Source organism: Negativicutes bacterium (genome assembly GCA_018052945.1).
In the GTDB taxonomy this organism is placed as follows: Bacteria; Bacillota; Negativicutes; order JAGPMH01; family JAGPMH01; genus JAGPMH01.
On the sequence record JAGPMH010000030.1, the window covers coordinates 1 to 19,593 of the forward strand.

Below are 19,593 nucleotides of genomic sequence, written 5' to 3' on the forward strand. Positions count from 1 at the left end.
TGATGCCGGCAATAACTTCGGTAGAAGCGTTAGTGCCTCTTCCTTTAAAATCAAACCATTTTTCCACGAATTTTCCTCCTAAAATTTAATGTTGTTTTGTCTGAAAATGACTAAAACATACTAATATAAAGTATACTGAAAATAATTCATTTTTTTATTATAGCATAAAGTATAATGAAAAATAAAAATTTAAAATAAAATTTTTGTAGTTTTTTGTCTTAAAAATATAGTTGGTGGACAAAATTGTTTTTTAAAATGCCAAAAACGCAAAAAAAGTTACAAAAATCGCTTGACAAAGACTGTTTATATTGCAATAATGTATATAACTTTACAAAATAAATAAAAATTTGAATACAAAAGTATATCTAAAATATATTTTTGAAAACAAGTAATGATTAGGTAAAGAGTGCTACTGTACTACTACAGAGAGCCGATGGTTGGTGCAAATCGGTGTGGGGCTAGTACTTGACTTCGCCTAGGAGCTTTTTTATCTGTTATTGTTATGGATGAAACGCGTGCTCGGTGTTATGGAGCAGTTAAGTATAATGTAGGGTGGTACCGCGCTTTAACGCCCCTATTGACTATGGTCAGTAGGGGCGTTTTTTATGTATGGGAGGAATACCATGAAACATGTATTATCGGTATTAGTACAAAACCAACCGGGAGTATTGGTGCGAGTTGCCAGTATGTTTTCGCGTAGAGAATTTAATATTGATAGCTTATCAGTGGGCGTAACCCAATCACCGGAATACTCCAGGATGACGGTTGTTATTCATGGTGATGAGTCGGTTATTACTCAAATGATTAAGCAATTGGAAAAGTTATTGGAAGTTGTGGCTGTACAAACTTTGGCGTCAGATTCATCTGTTACCAGAGGTATGACCTTAATAAAGGTAAATGCCGAGGAACAATCAAGGATGGAAATCCTGAAAATAGCAGAGGTTTTTCGCGCAAAAGTTGTAGATGTACAAAAAACAACTCTTATATTAGAGATTACCGGCGATGATGAAAAAATTGACGCATTTGCGAAATTATTATCACCGTATGGCATTCTTGAGACAATCCGTACCGGACTAATTGGTTTGGAACGGGGAGATCATACAATTTATCAACAATGTGAGGAGAGAGATTATTATGGCAAAGATGTATTATGAACAAGATGCAAATTGGGAGCTTATGCAAGGTAAAACTGTAGCGATCATTGGTTATGGTAGCCAAGGTCACGCACATGCTCTTAACTTAAAAGACAGTGGTGTGAATGTAATAGTTGGTCTTTATGAAGGTAGTAAATCAAGAGCTAAAGCTGAAGAAGCTGGCTTGAAAGTAGCAACTGTTGCTGAGGCGGTTAAAGCTGCTGACTTAACAATGATTCTTATCCCTGATGAAAAACAAGCTCAAGTTTACAAACAAGATATTGAGCCAAACTTAAAAGCTAACAGTGCATTAGTATTTGCTCATGGTTTTAACATTCATTTCCAACAAATCGTTGCACCGGCAAATGTTGACGTATTCATGGTAGCACCTAAAGGTCCTGGACATTTAGTGCGTCGTGTATTCACTGAAGGTGGTGGAGTACCATGTGTAATGGCTGTTCATCAAGATGCAACTGGTAATGCAAAAGACTTAGCACTTGCTTATGCTAAAGGTATTGGTGGAGCTAGAGCAGGCGTACTTACTACTACTTTCAAAGAAGAAACTGAAACTGATTTATTTGGTGAGCAAGCAGTATTATGTGGTGGTTGTTCCGAACTTATCAAAGCAGGTTTTGAAACATTAGTAGAAGCTGGTTACCAACCAGAAATCGCTTACTTTGAGTGTTTACATGAAATGAAATTAATCGTTGATTTAATGTATGAAGGCGGAATGGCTAACATGCGTTATTCTATCAGTGACACTGCTGAATATGGCGATTATATGATTGGACCACGTGTTGTAACTGATGAAACACGTGCTGAAATGAGAAAAGTGTTAAGCGAAATCCAAAATGGTATTTTCGCAAGAAATTGGATCTTGGAAAACCAAGCTAACCGTCCTGAATTTTTAGCTAGAAGACGTAGAGGGGCAGAGCATCAAATTGAAGTAGTGGGTAAAGAATTACGTTCAATGATGACTTGGTTAAATAAAAAATAATTTTCTAGCGTTTATATAGTTCAATTTTAAATACGGCTTACGCTTACAACTTTTATATAGTAGGGCGTAAGCCGTTTTAATATAGGGAGCAATAAATCATGACCGATAAAATTAAAATTTTTGATACGACATTGCGCGATGGTGAGCAAATGCCGGGTGTCTGTTTAGATGAAAATGAAAAATTGGAAATAGCCCAAGCCTTAGCAAAAATGAAAGTTGATACTATTGAAGCCGGGTTTCCATTTGCTTCACAAGCAGATTTTAGAGCAGTAGCCTTAATTTCTGAAAAAATAACCGATGTTACAGTGGCAGCATTAGCAAGAGCCAGTCAAAAAGATATAGATGTGGCTAGACAAGCTTTAGAAAAGGCTAAAAATCCTTGTATTCATACTTATATTGCAACCAGTGATATTCATTTGCAACATAAGCTAAAGATGACTAGAGCTCAAGTGTTATTGCATGCTCAAGAAGCAGTACGTTACGCTAAGCAATTTGTAGAAAATGTAGAGTTTTCGGCAGAAGATGCAGCACGGTCTGATTGGGATTTTTTATGTCAGGTTTATAGCTCAGTGATATCAGCTGGTGCTACGACTATTAATGTGCCTGATACTGTTGGCTATGCGACGCCGGCTGAGTTTGGGGCATTGATAAAGTACATCAGAGAAAATGTGGTTGGGATTGAAAAAGCAATTATCAGTGTGCATTGTCATGACGATTTATCAATGGCTGTAGCAAACTCTTTGGCAGGAGTTTATAATGGAGCAATGCAAGTTGAATGTACGATTAATGGTTTGGGTGAAAGAGCTGGTAATGCGAGTATGGAAGCTATTGTCATGGCACTAAATACCCGTAAGGATTATTATAAAAAAGCGACTTGTATTGATACTAAACAGATTTATCGTACAGCTAAAATGGTCAGCACTTTAACCGGAGTAATGATAGCACCTAATAAGGCGATTGTGGGTGATAATGCCTTTTCACACGAATCAGGTATTCATCAGCAAGGAATATTAAATAATGCCTTAACTTATGAAATAATGAACCCGGAGAGTATTGGGGTTAGTCGTAATGCTATTGTTTTGGGTAAACATTCCGGAAAACATGCTTTTGAAGAGCGAATTATCCATTTAGGTTATGAATTAGATGAAGACAGCATTGAAAAATTGTTTGTCCAATTTAAAGAATTAGCGGATCGGAAAAAAACTATTTTTGACCGCGATATTGAGGCATTAATTACTGCCAAAAAAAATGAAATAAAAGAATATTATCAGTTGATAAGTCATAATGTATTAAGCGGTAACAAAACTACCTCTACGGCCTCAGTGCAGTTGCGATACGGCACAAAAGAGCTAGAAGAAGCCAGTTGTGGTGATGGTCCGGTTGATGCGGTCTTTAAAGCGATTAAAAAAGCTGTTAATATTGGTGATATAAATTTAAAAGATTATCAATTAAAAGCAATTACATCTGGACATGATGCTTTGGGTGAAGCAACGGTTTGGATTGAAAAAGACGGCAAGATTTATAGTGGCAGAGGTTTAAGTACTGATGTGATAGAGGCGAGTGTTAGAGCTTATATCATTGCTATTAATAAAATTGTTGCAGCAAAAGATATTAAAGAGCGAAAATTTCAAGGGGGTATATAAATGGGAATGAATATGACTGAAAAAATATTTGCACGTCATGCCGGTTTGGACAAAGTTGTTCCGGGCCAATTGATTAAGTGTAAACTGGATTTAGTTCTTGGAAATGATATTACTTCACCACCGGCTATTACTGAATTTAACAAAATAGGTAAACCTGTTTTTGATAAAAATAAAATTGCGTTAGTGCCGGATCATTTTACACCTAATAAAGATATAAAATCAGCCCAAATGGCTAAAATAGTTCGTGAGTTTGCCCGTAAACATGAAATTGTAAATTACTTTGAAGTTGGGCAAATGGGAATTGAACATGTTATTTTACCGGAGAAGGGTTTAGTTGCACCGGGAGATCTTATTATTGGGGCGGATTCTCATACTTGTACTTATGGTGCAGTAGGTGCTTTTGCTACTGGCGTAGGTTCTACTGATATGGGAGCAGCGATGGCAACCGGTGAGACTTGGTTTAAAGTTCCGGCGGCGATAAAAGTTGAATTGACTGGTAAAATGCCACAGTATGTAACCGGTAAGGATGTAATTTTGACGCTAATTGGGATGATTGGTGTTGATGGTGCGCGTTATCAATCGCTGGAGTTCTGTGGTGATGGTATTGCAAATTTAAGTATGACAGACCGTTTAACAATTGCTAACATGGCAATTGAAGCTGGTGCGAAAAATGGGATCTTCCCAGTTGATGATATTACTAAAGCTTATATTAAAGATAGAGTGACCAAACCTTATGAAATCGTGGAAGCTGATGCTGATGCAAAATACGATAGTGTTGTAAAAATTAATTTGGCAGAATTATTGCCGGTAGTGGCGCTACCTCATTTACCTGAAAATGTTAAAAACGTAAAAGACATTGCTGAAATTAAAATAGATCAAGTTGTTATTGGTTCTTGTACTAATGGTCGTATTGAAGATTTACAGCAAGCGGCAGAAGTTATGCAGGGGAAAGCTGTGCATCGTGATGTTAGAGCAATCATTATTCCGGGAAGCCAAGCTGTTTATTTAGAAGCAGTTAAATTGGGCTATATTGAAACTTTTATTAATGCGGGTGCTATTGTCAGCACGCCGACTTGTGGACCATGTCTTGGTGGTTATATGGGAATATTGGCAGCCGGAGAAAGAGCGGTAGCAACTACTAACCGTAATTTCAGAGGTCGTATGGGTCATGTTGATAGTGAAGTTTATTTAGCAGGTCCTTATGTAGCGGCAGCAAGTGCTATTTTGGGCAAAATTGCTCTTCCGGAGGAGGTAAAATAATGATATTAGAAGGTAAAGTTTGGCGTTATGGCGATAATGTTGATACAGATGTAATTATTCCGGCTCGTTATTTGAATACTGCTGATCCAAAAGAATTGGCAGCTCATTGTATGGAAGATATTGATGAGTCGTTTGCAAAAAATGTTAAACCTGGTGATATTATTGTTGCTGATAAAAATTTTGGTTGCGGTTCATCACGCGAACATGCTCCGGTAGCGATTAAAGCTAGTGGAGTGCCAATTGTTATTGCCGATAGTTTTGCGAGAATTTTTTATCGTAATGCGATTAATATTGGATTACCGTTATTGGAAATTGGTGAGGCTGTTAGTAAATTTAAAGCAGGCGATAAAATTCGTATTGATGTGTCAAATGGAACAGTAGAAAATTTAAATACCGGTGAAAGCTTTAAGGCACAACCGTTACCAGGCTTTATACAAGATATTGCAAAGCTTGGCGGATTAATTAATTATGTTAAGGAGGCTAACAATGGCTAAAAACATAGTTGTTATTCCTGGTGATGGTATTGGTGAAGAAATTACCGCTGCCGCAGTTCAAGTTTTAGAAAAAATTTCTCAAAAACATTCTTTGAATTTGGAATTTGCGAAACATCATGCCGGCGGTGCGGCGATTGATTTATATGGTGAACCATTACCTAAAAGCACGATTGATGCTGCTAAACAAGCTGATGCAGTATTGTTGGGAGCTGTGGGTGGTTATAAATGGGATAATGTTGCTCCACATTTAAGACCGGAAAAAGCAATCTTAGGATTGAGAAAAGAATTAGGATTATATGCGAATTTGCGCCCGGTAAAAGTTCCGGCAACTTTAGCAGAATATTCTCCTTTAAAACCGGAAATTGTTAGCGATATTGACATTGTTATTGTTAGAGAGCTAACCGGTGGAATTTATTTTGGCGAGAAATGTGAATCAGAACAACGCGACGGTGTTGAATGTGCTTGGGATGTTGAAATATACAGTGAGCCGGAAGTAGAGCGAATTATGAAAATAGCTTGTGAAACTGCACAAAAACGTTCCGGCAAAATTGTATCAGTTGATAAAGCTAATGTTTTAGCATCATCTAGATTATGGCGGAAAACTGTGGCTAAAGTAGTAGCAGATTACAGTGATGTAGCTGTTAGCAATATGTATGTTGACAATTGTGCAATGCAACTTGCTTTAAATCCTAAAAGTTTTGATGTTATAGTTACTAGTAATTTGTTTGGCGATATTTTAAGTGATGAGGCGGCAGTGCTTGGTGGTTCAATCGGCATGATGCCATCAGCTAGCTTAGGTGATGGGACAGGTCTATATGAACCTATTCATGGCTCTGCTCCGGATATAGCTGGACAGGGGATTGCTAATCCAATCGGTACTATCTTATCAGGTGCGATGTTGCTTCGTTATTCGTTAAATGAAGAAGCGGCAGCACTTGACATTGAAAAAGCCGTAGAGAGCGTCTTAGCAGAAGGATATCGTACTGCTGATTTGTATCGTGAAGGTTTGAAAAAAGTTTCAACGACAGAAATGGCTGCTTTGATTACTGCAAAGATTTAAATAATAATAGCATAACTGATAATGTGAGTTAGCTTACATATTAGTTATGCTATTGATTTTTAAGATAAATTAATTAATAATGTTTTTTTTAATTGTTTTTGTATTATAATATTTACCAAGTAATAAATTATTTTATGTTAAAGGAGGACAATTAACCGTGAAAATAACTGGAGCTAAAGCAGTGGTAGAATGTTTATTAGAACAAGGTGTTGATACGGTATTTGGTTATCCCGGCGGAATGATATTGCCTCTTTATGATGCTATGCAAGGTGTAAAAAACTTAAAACACATTTTGACCGTCCATGAACAAGGTTCGGCGCATGCTGCTGATGGCTATGCCAGAGCCAGTGGTAAGGTTGGGGTATGTATCGCGACGTCAGGACCGGGGGCAACTAATTTAGTAACAGGTTTAGCTACAGCCTTTATGGACTCAGTACCGGTGGTTGCGATAACCGGCCAAGTTGAAACTTCCTTGTTAGGACGAGATGCATTTCAAGAAGTAGATATTGTCGGTATAACGATGCCGATTACTAAACATAATTTTCAAATTAAAGATATAAAAAAATTAGCACAAACAATTAGATTAGCTTTTAAAATTGCAAAATCCGGACGACAAGGTCCTGTATTGATAGATATACCGCGTGATATTTTGAATGCGGAAATTAATTTTGATGCTGTACCAGCAACAATGATTAATGGTAGCAACGTTTATAGCAATTATGGTGAATGTGAAAAAGCGGTTGCTGAAGCGGTAGAAATGATTAACAAAGCAAAAAAACCAGTGGTAGTAGTAGGGGGGGGCGTAAATTCTGCCGGTGCTAGTGCTGAGGTTAAAGCTTTTGTCGAAAAATATAATTTACCGGTTGTTAGTACATTAATGGGACTAGGCGCTTTTCCTCGTCGCCATCCTCAATCGTTAGGATTGACGGGATTACATGGCTTGAAACCAGCTAATAATGCGGTTCACGAAGCAGATGTAGTTATTGCGATTGGTAGTCGTTTTAGTGATAGATTAACGGGTAATCGTGATAAGTATTCCAATGATAAATATGTTATTCATATTGATATTGATCCGGCGGAAATAGATAAAAATGTTATGGCCGGAGTTGGTTTGCCGGGGGAAATAAAAGCTATTATTAATATGATTAATAAGTTTGATAATACAAATAATATCAGTAGTTGGTGGGCAGATATTAATGCGTGGCGACTTGAGTATAAAGTTACCTATGATGATAAATATTTAAATGTACCTTGGCTGATGAATCATATTTCAGAAAGTACAAAAGATGAAGAGGTTGTATTTGTAACGGACGTGGGGCAACATCAAATGTGGGCAGCACAAAATTTACAAATTGATAGCCCTAGAACTTGGTTAACTTCTGGGGGCTTGGGGGCAATGGGTTTCGGATTGCCAGCAGCATTAGGGGCACAACTAGCGCAACCGCAGAAACGCGTTATCAGTTTTTCCGGTGATGGTGGAATAAAAATGACTGGTAATGAATTATTTACGATCGTACAAAATTGTTTGCCGGTTATCGCTATAATAATCAATAACAGTTGTTTAGGGATGATTAGACAATTGCAACATGTTTATTATGATAGACGTTATACCTCCTGTTGTTTAGCAACAGAAATGGACTTTGCGATGTATGCAAAATCATTTGGAATTGAAAGTGTCAGTGTTGAGACACCAAAAGATTTTATAACAGCATTTAAAGAAGCTTGGAAGAAGAAAACCCCACAAGTAATTGTGGTTAATGTAAACAAAGAATTTGTTGCTCCGATGACAAAACCGGGAGCAAATATAAATCAATTTGTTGACTTATAATTAATAATATTATATTTTATTAATTATTGATTTGAAAAAAAGTTAAAAATGGAGGTTCACACTATGCAATGGTGTACAGAAGAGCAAACATCAGCTTTAAAGATGTCGGCGAAAGTTAAAGAAACTTTATTTACAGGAAAATCAGATTTTCAAGAGGTAGCGGTAGTTGATTCTGAACAATTTGGCAGAATGTTGGTATTAGATGGTGTATTCCAAACTAGTATTGCGGATGAATTTGTTTATCATGAAATGATTGCGCACATTCCGCTTTATATTCATCCAAACCCTAAAAAAGTTTTAATTATCGGTGGCGGTGATGGTGGTACGGCTAGAGAAGTTTTACGTCATACAACTGTAGAAAAAGCTGAAATGGTAGAAATTGATGGCATGGTAGTTGATGTATCAAAAAAATACTTGCCGGAAATTAGTGTTGTATTAAACGATAGTCCGAAAAATTTTGAACTAAAAATCGGTGATGGTATTCAACATATGGCCGATGCGGAAGATGAATATGATGTAATAATCGTAGATTGCTCTGATCCGATTGGTCCAGGAGAAGGCTTATTTACACATGATTTCTATAAGAATGTTTTCAAAGCATTAAAAACAGATGGTTTATTTGTGCAACAAACAGAATCACCGTTTTATCATCAAGAATTAATTAAAAAAATTCATAAAGATGTTAATTCTATTTTCCCAATAACTGAAATGTATTTAGCACATATTCCGTTATATCCAGGGGGAATGCATAGCTTCACAATTGGTTCGAAAAAATATTCTGCAGCTGATGCTGATGTAGCTAAGCGTCAACAAATAAAAATGAGATACCATAATGCCGAAGTGCAAAAAGCTGCTTTTGCCTTACCTAATTTCGTTAAAGAATTAATTAAATAAAGTTAATAAAGTGAAAAAAGCTAGAGTGATAAGCTCTAGCTTTTTTTACTTTATTTCAAATTTTCAGGATTTAAACCGTGCAAAGAATCAAGAACAAAGCGACCATCTTTTCGTATTAAGATACCGTCAAAATAAATCTCTCCACCGCCGTAGTCAGGACGCTGAATGTTAACTAAGTCCCAATGAACAGCAGAAGTATTGCCGTTAAAAGCTTCTTGGTAAGCCATGCCCGGTGTGAAATGAAAGCTACCGTTTATTTTTTCATCAAATAAAGTATCTTTCATAGGTTTTTCAATATAAGGATTTACACCTAAAGCAAACTCCCCAATAAAGCGTGAACCTGCATCGGTGTCTAATACTTTATTCAATAAATCGGTATGATTAGCAGTAGCTTTAGTTATTTTACCATCAGAAAATTCCAAAGAAATGTTTTCATAGGTTACTCCTTGATAAACTGCTGGTGTATTATAAGTCAAGCTACCATTGATAGAATTTCTAACTGGGGCAGTGTAAACTTCGCCATCGGGAATATTGCGTAAGCCAGAACATTTTACGGCTGGAATATCTTTGATGGAAAAAGTTAAATTAGTGCCGGGGCCGATTATTTTGACCTGATCTGTTTTATTCATTAAATCAATCAGTGGCGTCATTGCTTGATCCATTTTAGCATAGTCAAGATTACAGACATTAAAATAAAAGTCTTCAAAGGCTTCAAGACTCATATTGGCTAGTTGAGCCATAGAATAGTTAGGATAACGTAGGACACACCACTTAGTTTTAGGAACTCTGATATCACTATGAACAGGCTTACTCCAGTGTTTTTGGTATAATTGCATTTGAGTGCTGGGAATGTCGCTCATTTCGCTGACGTTATAATTGGCTCTAATACCGATATAAGCATCCATATTTTCCATTCGCAAAGATTCGTATTGAGCAATTAAATCCAGCTGCTCGGCACTGGAATTCATAATTAAAGAGCGTTGCAATTGACTGTGTTTGATACTGATGAAGGGCAGAGCTTTAACTTTATAACATTCTTCAATGAGTGCTTTTGCTAAGGGGTGGGCATCATCAAATATTTCGATTAATATTTTTTCGCCTGATTTTAAAGCAGTGGAATAATTAATTAAATTTTTAGCTAATAATGAAATTCTATGATCCATAATAATCCTCCGTACCTATTGTTAGTTTTTAATATAGCTTATGCATTTATATTAACACTTTTAGATATTTTTGTTAACTTTTTGCCGATTAACTGTAAAAACTATCTTAAAATGCTATAATAGAGCTATTATTAATTAAGCTAAATTAATTTTCGATAGAGGAAGTGATAGTGTGCATAATAATTTAGAAGAAGCTGCCCAAATCGCCATTAGACAATGTATGGCTGTTAAAAAAAATGAAAATGTTTTGATTATTGTCGATCAAGCAAATTGTCGGATTGGGCAAAGTTTATTTAATGAAGCCCGAAAAGTTGGAGCAGAAGTTGTGCTTATGGAAATGACGCCACGATTAAATGATGGTAATGAACCACCGTTATTAGTGGCAGAAGCAATGAAAAGTGCTGATGTAATATTGATTCCGACTTCAAAATCACTATCGCATACTAGCGCAAGAATGGAAGCGAGTGAAAAAGGCGCAAGAATAGCGACTCTTCCCGGCATTACAGCAGAGATGATGGTTAGAACATTGTGCGCTGATTATAAAAATATTGCCAAGCTTAGTCAAAAAATAGCTAATATCTTGGATAAGGGTAAAATAGCCCACCTAACAACCCCAGCTGGTACTGACTTAACAATGAATATTGAGGGCAGAATAGCTGAAGCAGATACTGGATTAAATGATTTTACTGGAGCATTTAGTAATTTACCGGCAGGGGAGGCTTATGTTTCGCCGAAAGAAGGAACTAGTCAAGGGACATTGGTTATTGATGGTGCTATGGGGGGGATTGGTGTTTTAACTGAACCGATTAAAATGACAGTGAAAAATGGTCTGGTTACTAATATTTTCGGCAATGAGCAAGCAGAAAAACTGCAAAAATTATTATCAGCTCATGGTAAAGATGCCTTTAATATTGCTGAACTTGGGGTTGGTACTAATGATAAAGCGATTATTACTGGAAAAATTTTAGAAGATGAAAAAGTTTTAGGAACTGTACATGTTGCTCTTGGCAATAATATTGGATTTGGTGGAAATGTTTCGGTGCCGATTCATTTAGATGGAATTTTAATGAATCCGACCTTGAAAGTTGATGGGAAAATAATAATAAAAGATGGAATGCAGCTATTATAATTGACAATAATGTTGATATTTTATATATTTAAATAAAACGCAGGAGGAATATAATGAAAAAAACAGCATATTTGTATATCTTTGGGATAGTGTTAGCAATTGCTATGTGGATTTATGGTTCTAGCAATACTTATATTGGAGAAACTAAAGCTCAGGAAATTGCTCTTAAGGAAGCTAATCTTAAAATTGAAGATGTTAGCAATATAGATACTACTTTTGTGAGAAACAAGAGAGATTTAAAATATAAAATCGAGTTTTCAGCAAATGGTCAAAAATATGAATATTTTATCAATAGTGAAACCGGTGCAGTAATAAAATAATTATTATTTAAAATAGTAATAAGCTAAAAGTTTATTACTATTTGTTTTTTATTAAAGAAATAATCAATAATAATCTATATTTATTTTTTATTTATGATATAATTATAAGGCAGTTTTAGGAGCAACAGGAGGAAGATGATGGTTTTAGTTGGTAAGGCGGTTATCGCACAAGGTGGGGGACCGACCGCAGTAATTAATCAAAGTTTAGTTGGTGTTATAACTGAGGCAAAAAAATATGCTCAAGTTACAGGTATTTATGGTGCTATCAATGGTGTTGAAGGAATTGTAAAAGAAGAGTTTATTGATTTATCGCAAGAAACTACTGTCAATTTAGAAAAAATAGCAAAAACTCCTTCATCGGCATTGCTTTCTACAAGAGTTAAACCTGATGTAGAGTTTTGTAAAAAAATATTTGAAGTTTTCAAAGCACATGATGTAAGATTTTTCTTTTATATTGGCGGTAATGATTCTTCAGATACTGTTAGAATCTTAAATGACCAGGCGAAAGTGGAAGGTTATGATTTTCGAGCAGTACATATTCCCAAAACGATTGATAATGATTTAATGTGTAATGATCATACTCCTGGATATGCGTCAGCTGCTAAGTTTGTAATGCAAGCGTTTTCCGGTATTAATTTAGATATGAGAGCATTAGCTGGTGTTTATATTGGTGTAGTAATGGGGCGTAATGCCGGCTTTTTAACAGCGGCGGCAGGGATGGCTAGCAAAAGACCGGAAGATGGTCCGCATTTAGTTTATTTACCAGAAACTCCGTTCTGCATGGATAAATTTATTACTGATGTCAAAGAAGTTTACGATAGATTAGGACGTTGTGTTATTGCTGTTTCTGAAGGCATTGTTGATGAAACAGGATTACCGATTGTAACTAAGTACATGGAAAATATCGAAAGAGATGATCATGGAAATATTAGTATGTCAGGTAATTCAGCACTAGGTGATGTTTTGGCACGTCTTATTAAAGATAAATTAAAAATTAAAAGAGTTAGAGCTGATACTTTTGGTTATATTCAACGCTGTTTTTTAGGTTGTGTTTCAGAAGTTGATCAGCAAGAATCCCGTGAGGTGGGAGAAAAAGCTGTACATTTTGCAGTGGCGGAAAATAAAAGTGGCTCAATTTGTATAAAGCGTACCGGTGATTATTTAGTAGATTATAAATTAATTGATTTTTGTTGTGTAGCGGCCTTGACTAAAAAAATGCCAAGCCAATTTATTAATGAAGAAGGCAATAATATTACGCCTGCTTTTAAGGATTATTTAAGACCATTATTAGGAAAGAACATTACTGAAGTTGCTTATTTGAGCAGTGGTAAAATTCCTAAAATAATAAATAAGTAAAGAAAAGTGCTAAGAACTAACAGTAATTATAGTTCTTAGCACTTTTTTTATAAATAAGGTGCAGTTTTTATTATTTCACAAATTAATTTTGCATTATTATACAAATCTTCTAATAAGATAAATTCCTCATTGGTGTGAACTTTTTGCATACCAATTCCTAAGACCGCACAAGGGACATTGTAGGTGTTGAAATAATTAGCATCACTGCCACCACCGGTGCTGGTTAGCTTAGGGCTTAAGTTAAGGGCATTGGTAGCAGCTTTAGCTAAAGCTATAACAGCGGAGCTTTCTGTTAAAGTGAAAGCAGAGTATAAATTTTTAGATGTAATATCGACAGTAGTATTGCTTGCTACTGCTGTTGTTTTAAAAATATCAATCATTAAATCGGTTTGATATTTTAACTTTTCTGTTGATAAGCTTCGAGTTTCACAAATAACTTCGACTAAGTTTGGGACGATATTAGTAGCCCAGCCACCACTGATTAAGCCAATATTGGCAGTGGTTTCATGATCAATTCGACCGACTGGTATTTTAGCACAAGCTTTGCTGGCAACACTAATAGCATTTATGCCGTTTTCTGGATCAATTCCTGCATGAGCTGTTTTGCCTCTAACAGAAAATTTCAACTTATTTTGGCTAGGAGCTTTGGTAATAATAGTTCCCGGCCTACCACTGGAGTCTAACACATAACCTAAATCAGCCTTTAATAAGTTAGGATCTAAATTCTTAGAACCCTTTAGACTTACTTCTTCGGAAACAGTAAAAATTATTTGAATATCACCATGGGGGATGTTTTGCTTAATAATAGTTTGAAGTGCTTCAAGGATTGGTGCTATTCCGGCTTTATCATCAGCTCCTAAAATTGTTGTTTGGTCAGAGGTTATTTTATCAGCATAAACCTGAGGCTTTACATTGAGGCAGGGGGCGACGCAGTCCATATGAGCACTAAATAATAGGCGTGGCGCACTAATATTTCCCGGCAATAATGCAAAAATATTACCGGCATTACCACCGATTTTGGCGCCAACATTATCTTCAAAAACACTTAACCCTAATGCTATTAATTTTCCCTTTAAATAATCTGCAATCTCGCGTTCGTTATTAGTAGGTGAATTAATTTTTACTAATTCAAGAAATTGTTGTAGTAATCTTGCTTCGTTAATCATAAACTTACCTCCGTCAGATTTCTATATAAATTATAACAAGATATATTTTATTAATAAAGTAAACATTTTAGGTTTTAGGATTGTATTACAGCGTATAAAAATGTTATCATTTAAGGGTTGTATTATTATGAAACTTAAAAAATCATCCTTTAATGCTATTATAGTGATTATTATAAGGGTTACAGTGAAAAGAGGCTTAACTATGCGTGGTAATTTAATTTTATTATTTGTGGCAATGATTTGGGGAGCAGCTTTTGTTGCTCAAAAAACAGGAATGGACTATGTTGGTGCTTTTACTTTTAATGGTGTAAGATTTGCGTTAGGTGCAATATCTTTAATACCATTAATTTATTTTTTTAGCAGACAAAATAAAGCTCAAGAAAATGAAGGGGAAGATAAAGCAATCATAAAGATTGGTTTTATGGCTGGATTAGTAATGTTTTGTGCAATCTCCTTACAACAAATCGGGCTGATCTATACAACAGCGGGAAAAACGGCATTTATAACATGCCTTTATATTGTCTTGGTTCCGCTCATTGGTGTATTTCTTGGCAATAGACTGAAATTAAATACTGTTTTAGGAGTATTATTGGCGGTTGTTGGTTTATATTTTCTCTGTGTAAAAGAAAATTTTTTAATATCATATGGTGATTTTTTAGTGTTAATTTGCTCGCTTTTTTGGGCGCTTCATATCTTATTAATTGATCGCTATGCAAAAAATTTGGATTCGATAAAATTAGCATGTTGCCAGTTTTTGTTTTGTTCATTATTTAGCATGATTATTGCCTTAACCTTTGAAGAAGTACAGCTAAAAACTATTATTGAAGGTAGCATTCCTATTTTATATGGTGGTTTAGCATCCGTTGGGATTGCCTATACTTTACAAATAGTTGGACAAAAATATACTAGTCCCTCTAATGCAGCGATGATTATGAGCACAGAAACTATCTTTGGGGTCTTAGCAGGAATGATTTTTTTAAATGAAGTGTTAGGATATCGAGAAATAATTGGTTGTATCTTAATGATGGTGGCTATTATTATTGCCCAATTTGATTTAGAAAAATATCTCAAGAAAATAAAAGGTTTATAATAAAGATAGAGAATATAATAGAGAAATAGAGTATTGTTAGAGGTAGGACTTTATGATGATAACGGTTATAAAGAAAAGTTTAATATTAACTGTTTTTATATGCCTTGTTACTTTGGGAAGTGTTTTTTCTAATGCCAATATAGGGACTGAAAATTGGAGTTATAAAATTGGTGATTCGCCAATTGATAGTAATGGTAATTTTGAATGGCTCAAAGAAGATTCAAACGGTTGGCAAGAATTTAATTACCCTAAAAGACCACCGGTAGATGGACAAGAACGATTGTGGTTAAAAACTTATATCAAGGGTAATGATATTAGTAATTTAACGCTGTTCTTTGCCACACAAGATCAAGGTGTAGAAGTTTATATTGATGGTAAATTGGTTTCTAAGCGTGGCCCTGTTACGGATACTGATAAATATATCGGGGTGTACTGGCATTTGGTTGATTTACCGAGCGATATGACTAATAAGCCAGTTTATTTTAGAGTTTATTCTAATTGGGCTGATAATTTGGGGTTAATTGAAAGATTATCGGTAGATACTAGTCGTAATCACTTTTTTAAAATACTGCAACGTGATTTTATGTATATTTTGTCTTTTCCGGTGGCACTGTTTATAACGATAATTATGATTTATGCATTAGTTATTTCTAAACCGAAAGAAAAAATATATTTTTATGCAATGGCATTTTTTGGATTATTAACAATTTGGATTGTATCTGCATCAGACTTAAAACTATTCATTAATGAAAATGCCGGGATGTGGTGGTATTTCTTATTATTTTGTGTTTATTCAATGCCGATGTTTTTTAATGCTTTGGCAAAAGAAGTTGTTAATAAAGAATATAAAAATAGTATAAAAAAAATAATTTATGTTAATATTTTTGCTTGGGCTATTTTTGTATTTGGTGAATTAATACATAGTGGAATGATGCAAACCGGTCTAAGCGTGTTTTATGTGACCTTATTTTTTTTAGAATTAGTCGTTATCTATTTGATGGTTAAATCTGTTTTTAAAGGGAATGAAGAAAGTAAAACTTTTTTAATTGGTTTTGTCATTATGCCGATACTAGTTGTTTATGATGTTTTAGGTTCTCATTTTAGAGTATTACCGTGGATTACACATGTTACTTCCTTAGGATCATTTGCCTTTGCTTTAGCATTAATTAGACTATTTTCATTGCGGATATTAGAGCGACAAAGGCTGGTAACCTTAGCAAAAGTTTTGGAAGATGAAGTGGCGAAAGCTCATGAAAAAGCCTTGATTGATCCCTTAACGCAAGTCTTTAATCGCAACAAGTTTACCTTGGCCTTAGAAGCAGAAATTGCGAAAAATGCTGAAAATTATCAGCCACTGACGTTAATAATGCTAGATATTGATTGGTTTAAAAAAGTTAATGATACTTATGGCCATGATGTTGGTGATGAAGTTTTAATTGAGTTTGCCAATATTATAAAAAATACAATCGGCCATAATCAGTTATTAGCTCGCTATGGTGGTGAAGAGTTTATTATTCTTTGTTGTAATCAAGATATTGATCAAACCATTGAATTAGGTGAGAAAATTCGTCAAGTAGTGGAAAATCATCTTTTTACAGCGAAACAATTGCGAACTACTGCCAGTTTAGGGATTAGCAAATGGCGTGAAAATGATGTTAGTGGTAGGTTTATTAAAAGAGCTGATCTAGCACTGTATTTAGCAAAAGCTAGTGGGCGTAATAAAGTTGTATCGGAAAATGAAGTTTAGTGTTGAAAAAACAAAATACTTATGATAATATAATTTTCATTAATGTAATTGATAACATCTTAACAAGAGTTATACAAAAATATTAGTTAACTTAAATTATAATAAAATATTTAACCGCTTAGATCGTCAGTGACTGAGACGGAAGGATGCTTTGTATAACTATGCCTTTCGGTTCTTGCCGAGGGGCTTTTTGTTTTGATATTTCGTGGAGGTAGGATTGTGAATAAATGTGTTACAGTTTCGGTTTTAAAAGAGAAAAAAATAGCACAAGAGCCGATAACAATGTTAACGGCCTATGACTATTTAATGGCAAAAATATTAGATGAAGCCGGAATAGATATGTTACTAGTGGGTGATTCTTTAGGTAATGTTGTATTAGGACATGAATCAACATTGCCGGTAACGATCGAAGATATAATTCATCACACGAAAGCGGTTTGTCGTGGCACGAACAGAGCGATGGTTGTTGCTGATATGCCCTTTATGTCTTACCAAGTTTCAACAATAGAGGCGGTTAGAAATGCTGGTAGAATATTAAAAGAAACCGGTGCTAAAGCTGTGAAATTAGAAGGTGGCAGTGAAATTGCCGAAGCTGTTAAAGCTATTATCAGAGCAGGTATTCCTGTGGTTGGTCATTTGGGACTGACACCGCAATCTGTTAATCAATTAGGTGGCTTTAAAGTTCAAGGCAAAGATGAGCAAACGGCACAAAAATTAATTGACGATGCCAAACTCCTGGCAAGTTTAGGGGTTTGTGCGATAGTGTTAGAATGTGTCCCACATAGCTTAGCAGAAAAAATAACAACGGCGATTCCGGTACCAACTATTGGAATTGGTGCTGGCAATGCTTGCGATGGCCAAGTTTTAGTGGTTAATGATATGTTAGGGATGAGTAATGGCTTTACTCCAAAATTTGTGAAGAAATTTGCTGATTTATATGGACAGATTGTAACAGCGGTTACTGAATATAAAGAAGAAGTTCAGCAAAGAACTTTTCCAGATGAAGAACATAGTTTTAAAATGGAACAAACGGTTTTAGAAAAATTATATTAAATAAAACTAGAGGTGGACATTTTGCAAATTATTGATAATGTATTGGCAATGAAAAAATTTATTGCTACAGCGAAAAAACAAGGTAGTAGTATTGGCTTAGTACCAACGATGGGGTCATTACATGAAGGTCACTTATCTTTAGTGAAAAAAGCACAGGAAGAGTGTGATGTTGTTGTTATCAGCATTTTTGTTAATCCAACACAATTTGGACCTAATGAAGATTTTGAAGCTTATCCGCGAGAATTTGGGGCTGACTGTGCTAAACTTCAAGCACTTGGTGTAGATGCTGTTTTTCATCCTAGTGTTGAAGAAATGTATCCTTGTGGCTATGCGACTTTTGTGGATGTAGAAAGTGAGATTACTAATAAATTATGTGGTGCCAAAAGACCGGGGCATTTTCGTGGTGTAGCAACGGTGGTGACAAAATTGTTTGGGATAGTTCAACCGGATAAAGCCTTTTTTGGACAAAAAGATGCCCAACAAGTTGTTGTTATCAAAAGAATGGTAACTGATTTAAACTTGAATGTTGAAATTGAAATGGTGCCAATCATTCGTAGTGATGAGGGCTTAGCGTTAAGTTCGCGCAATCAATATTTAAGTGTGGCAGAGAAAAAAGCAGCGTTAATTTTGTCGCAAAGCTTAACCTTAGCAAAAAATAAAATCGCAGAAGGTATTTTTGAGGTTGATGTCTTGAAAAATATAATAAAAGATAATATAATGACAGAGCCGTCAGCAGTTATTGATTACATCGAAATTTACTCTTTCCCTGATTTGCAGGCAGTAAAAAATGTAACAGGGCAGATTATTATAGCGCTGGCTGTTAAGTTTGGGGCAACTAGATTAATTGACAATATTATTGTGGAGGCGTAAATAAGTGCAATTAAATATGTTAAAATCAAAAATCCATGCGGCAGTAGTTACTGAAGCTAATTTAAAATATATGGGTAGTATCACCATTGATGAAGACTTAATGGATGCTGCAGACATTTTGGAAAATGAACAAGTTCATGTTGTTAATAACAATAATGGAGCTAGATTAATTACTTATGTTATCAAAGGTAAACGTGGTTCGGGCGTTATTTGCTTAAATGGTTCTGCTGCTAGATTAGCGCAACCGGAAGATGTTGTGATTATTATGTCCTACGCATTGATGGAACAACAAGAAGCCAAAGCTCATGTTCCAACGGTAGTATTGATGGGTGAAAATAATAGCATTGCCAAAATCCACGCCGGCGAACACGAACGCCAATTAAGTTAAAC

Annotated in this window: 18 protein-coding genes; 16 read left to right on the forward strand and 2 right to left on the reverse strand. The window is 35.2% G+C overall.

All coding sequences use genetic code 11. The features are described 5' to 3' along the window. Window positions 1-623 precede the first annotated feature (623 nt). The 8 genes from ilvN to speE all read left to right on the forward strand — a co-directional run bounded on the left by ilvN (window position 624) and on the right by speE (window position 9,309). A complete protein-coding gene (ilvN, locus tag KBI38_05740) occupies window positions 624-1,154 on the forward strand; it encodes an acetolactate synthase small subunit (protein MBP8629558.1) in 531 nt (176 codons plus the stop codon). Then, window positions 1,135-2,130, forward strand: coding sequence for a ketol-acid reductoisomerase (gene ilvC, locus KBI38_05745; GenBank protein ID MBP8629559.1), 996 nt, complete (start codon window positions 1,135-1,137; stop codon window positions 2,128-2,130). Before ilvN ends, ilvC begins: the two co-directional genes overlap by 20 nt. Before the next feature lie 98 nt (window positions 2,131-2,228). Then, window positions 2,229-3,773 carry a 2-isopropylmalate synthase gene (locus tag KBI38_05750; GenBank protein ID MBP8629560.1) on the forward strand — a complete coding sequence of 515 codons (1,545 nt, stop codon included), beginning with the start codon at window positions 2,229-2,231 and terminating at the stop codon, window positions 3,771-3,773. After that, window positions 3,774-5,033, forward strand: coding sequence for a 3-isopropylmalate dehydratase large subunit (gene leuC / locus KBI38_05755; protein ID MBP8629561.1), 1,260 nt, complete (start codon window positions 3,774-3,776; stop codon window positions 5,031-5,033). It abuts the gene before it with no gap. Further along, complete coding sequence (gene leuD / locus KBI38_05760; GenBank protein ID MBP8629562.1) at window positions 5,033-5,527, forward strand: 3-isopropylmalate dehydratase small subunit; 495 nt, start codon at window positions 5,033-5,035, stop codon at window positions 5,525-5,527. The genes leuC and leuD overlap by 1 nt, the downstream gene beginning before the upstream one ends. Beyond that, window positions 5,520-6,587 (forward strand): 3-isopropylmalate dehydrogenase, encoded by a 1,068-nt coding sequence (gene leuB / locus KBI38_05765; protein MBP8629563.1) that lies wholly within the window; start codon window positions 5,520-5,522, stop codon window positions 6,585-6,587. The genes leuD and leuB overlap by 8 nt, the downstream gene beginning before the upstream one ends. Before the next feature lie 163 nt (window positions 6,588-6,750). After that, window positions 6,751-8,415, forward strand: coding sequence for a biosynthetic-type acetolactate synthase large subunit (gene ilvB / locus KBI38_05770; protein ID MBP8629564.1), 1,665 nt, complete (start codon window positions 6,751-6,753; stop codon window positions 8,413-8,415). 48 nt (window positions 8,416-8,463) lie between these two features. After that, window positions 8,464-9,309: a polyamine aminopropyltransferase gene (speE, locus tag KBI38_05775; GenBank protein ID MBP8629565.1), complete on the forward strand. Its 846-nt coding sequence runs from the start codon at window positions 8,464-8,466 to the stop codon at window positions 9,307-9,309. Between the two features lie 50 nt (window positions 9,310-9,359). On the opposite strand, the gene KBI38_05780 is transcribed toward speE, so the two are convergent. After that, the gene (locus tag KBI38_05780) at window positions 9,360-10,475 is read right to left on the reverse strand and encodes an aminopeptidase (protein ID MBP8629566.1); all 1,116 of its coding nucleotides are present in this window, start codon (window positions 10,473-10,475) and stop codon (window positions 9,360-9,362) included. Between the two features lie 169 nt (window positions 10,476-10,644). Here KBI38_05780 and KBI38_05785 point away from each other — a divergent pair, with 169 nt between their 5' ends. From KBI38_05785 to KBI38_05795, 3 genes are all read left to right on the forward strand, one after another. Continuing rightward, a complete protein-coding gene (locus KBI38_05785; GenBank protein MBP8629567.1) occupies window positions 10,645-11,601 on the forward strand; it encodes an aminopeptidase in 957 nt (318 codons plus the stop codon). Between the two features lie 53 nt (window positions 11,602-11,654). Further along, a complete protein-coding gene (locus KBI38_05790) occupies window positions 11,655-11,921 on the forward strand; it encodes a PepSY domain-containing protein (protein MBP8629568.1) in 267 nt (88 codons plus the stop codon). A 138-nt stretch (window positions 11,922-12,059) separates the two neighbouring features. After that, window positions 12,060-13,277: a 6-phosphofructokinase gene (locus KBI38_05795; GenBank protein MBP8629569.1), complete on the forward strand. Its 1,218-nt coding sequence runs from the start codon at window positions 12,060-12,062 to the stop codon at window positions 13,275-13,277. A 47-nt stretch (window positions 13,278-13,324) separates the two neighbouring features. Here the strand turns inward: KBI38_05795 and KBI38_05800 are convergent, their stop codons facing one another. Then, window positions 13,325-14,443, reverse strand: a complete 1,119-nt coding sequence (locus KBI38_05800) for a M20/M25/M40 family metallo-hydrolase (GenBank protein MBP8629570.1) — start codon at window positions 14,441-14,443, stop codon at window positions 13,325-13,327. 202 nt (window positions 14,444-14,645) lie between these two features. Between KBI38_05800 and KBI38_05805 the strand changes: the two genes are divergently transcribed. The 5 genes from KBI38_05805 to KBI38_05825 all read left to right on the forward strand — a co-directional run bounded on the left by KBI38_05805 (window position 14,646) and on the right by KBI38_05825 (window position 19,591). After that, complete coding sequence (locus KBI38_05805) at window positions 14,646-15,533, forward strand: DMT family transporter (GenBank protein MBP8629571.1); 888 nt, start codon at window positions 14,646-14,648, stop codon at window positions 15,531-15,533. Window positions 15,534-15,585: 52 nt separating this feature from the next. Beyond that, window positions 15,586-17,280 (forward strand): diguanylate cyclase, encoded by a 1,695-nt coding sequence (locus KBI38_05810; GenBank protein ID MBP8629572.1) that lies wholly within the window; start codon window positions 15,586-15,588, stop codon window positions 17,278-17,280. Window positions 17,281-17,496: 216 nt separating this feature from the next. Further along, on the forward strand, window positions 17,497-18,333 hold the full coding sequence (gene panB, locus KBI38_05815; protein MBP8629573.1) for a 3-methyl-2-oxobutanoate hydroxymethyltransferase: 837 nt from the start codon (window positions 17,497-17,499) through the stop codon (window positions 18,331-18,333). Between the two features lie 21 nt (window positions 18,334-18,354). Next, window positions 18,355-19,203, forward strand: coding sequence for a pantoate--beta-alanine ligase (locus KBI38_05820; protein ID MBP8629574.1), 849 nt, complete (start codon window positions 18,355-18,357; stop codon window positions 19,201-19,203). 4 nt (window positions 19,204-19,207) lie between these two features. Continuing rightward, entirely contained in the window at window positions 19,208-19,591 is a 384-nt protein-coding gene (locus KBI38_05825) for an aspartate 1-decarboxylase (GenBank protein ID MBP8629575.1), read from the forward strand. Window positions 19,592-19,593 lie beyond the last annotated feature (2 nt).

Bases quoted from the DNA above. Each gene is read 5' to 3' on its own strand.
- ilvN (MBP8629558.1), top strand. From the start codon at position 624: ATGAAACATGTATTATCGGTATTAGTACAAAACCAACCGGGAGTATTG.
- ilvC (MBP8629559.1), top strand. From the start codon at position 1,135: ATGGCAAAGATGTATTATGAACAAGATGCAAATTGGGAGCTTATGCAA.
- KBI38_05750 (MBP8629560.1), top strand. From the start codon at position 2,229: ATGACCGATAAAATTAAAATTTTTGATACGACATTGCGCGATGGTGAG.
- leuC (MBP8629561.1), top strand. From the start codon at position 3,774: ATGGGAATGAATATGACTGAAAAAATATTTGCACGTCATGCCGGTTTG.
- leuD (MBP8629562.1), top strand. From the start codon at position 5,033: ATGATATTAGAAGGTAAAGTTTGGCGTTATGGCGATAATGTTGATACA.
- leuB (MBP8629563.1), top strand. From the start codon at position 5,520: ATGGCTAAAAACATAGTTGTTATTCCTGGTGATGGTATTGGTGAAGAA.
- speE (MBP8629565.1), top strand. From the start codon at position 8,464: ATGGAGGTTCACACTATGCAATGGTGTACAGAAGAGCAAACATCAGCT.
- KBI38_05790 (MBP8629568.1), top strand. From the start codon at position 11,655: ATGAAAAAAACAGCATATTTGTATATCTTTGGGATAGTGTTAGCAATT.
- KBI38_05795 (MBP8629569.1), top strand. From the start codon at position 12,060: ATGGTTTTAGTTGGTAAGGCGGTTATCGCACAAGGTGGGGGACCGACC.
- KBI38_05800 (MBP8629570.1), bottom strand. From the start codon at position 14,443: ATGATTAACGAAGCAAGATTACTACAACAATTTCTTGAATTAGTAAAA.
- KBI38_05805 (MBP8629571.1), top strand. From the start codon at position 14,646: ATGCGTGGTAATTTAATTTTATTATTTGTGGCAATGATTTGGGGAGCA.
- KBI38_05810 (MBP8629572.1), top strand. From the start codon at position 15,586: ATGATGATAACGGTTATAAAGAAAAGTTTAATATTAACTGTTTTTATA.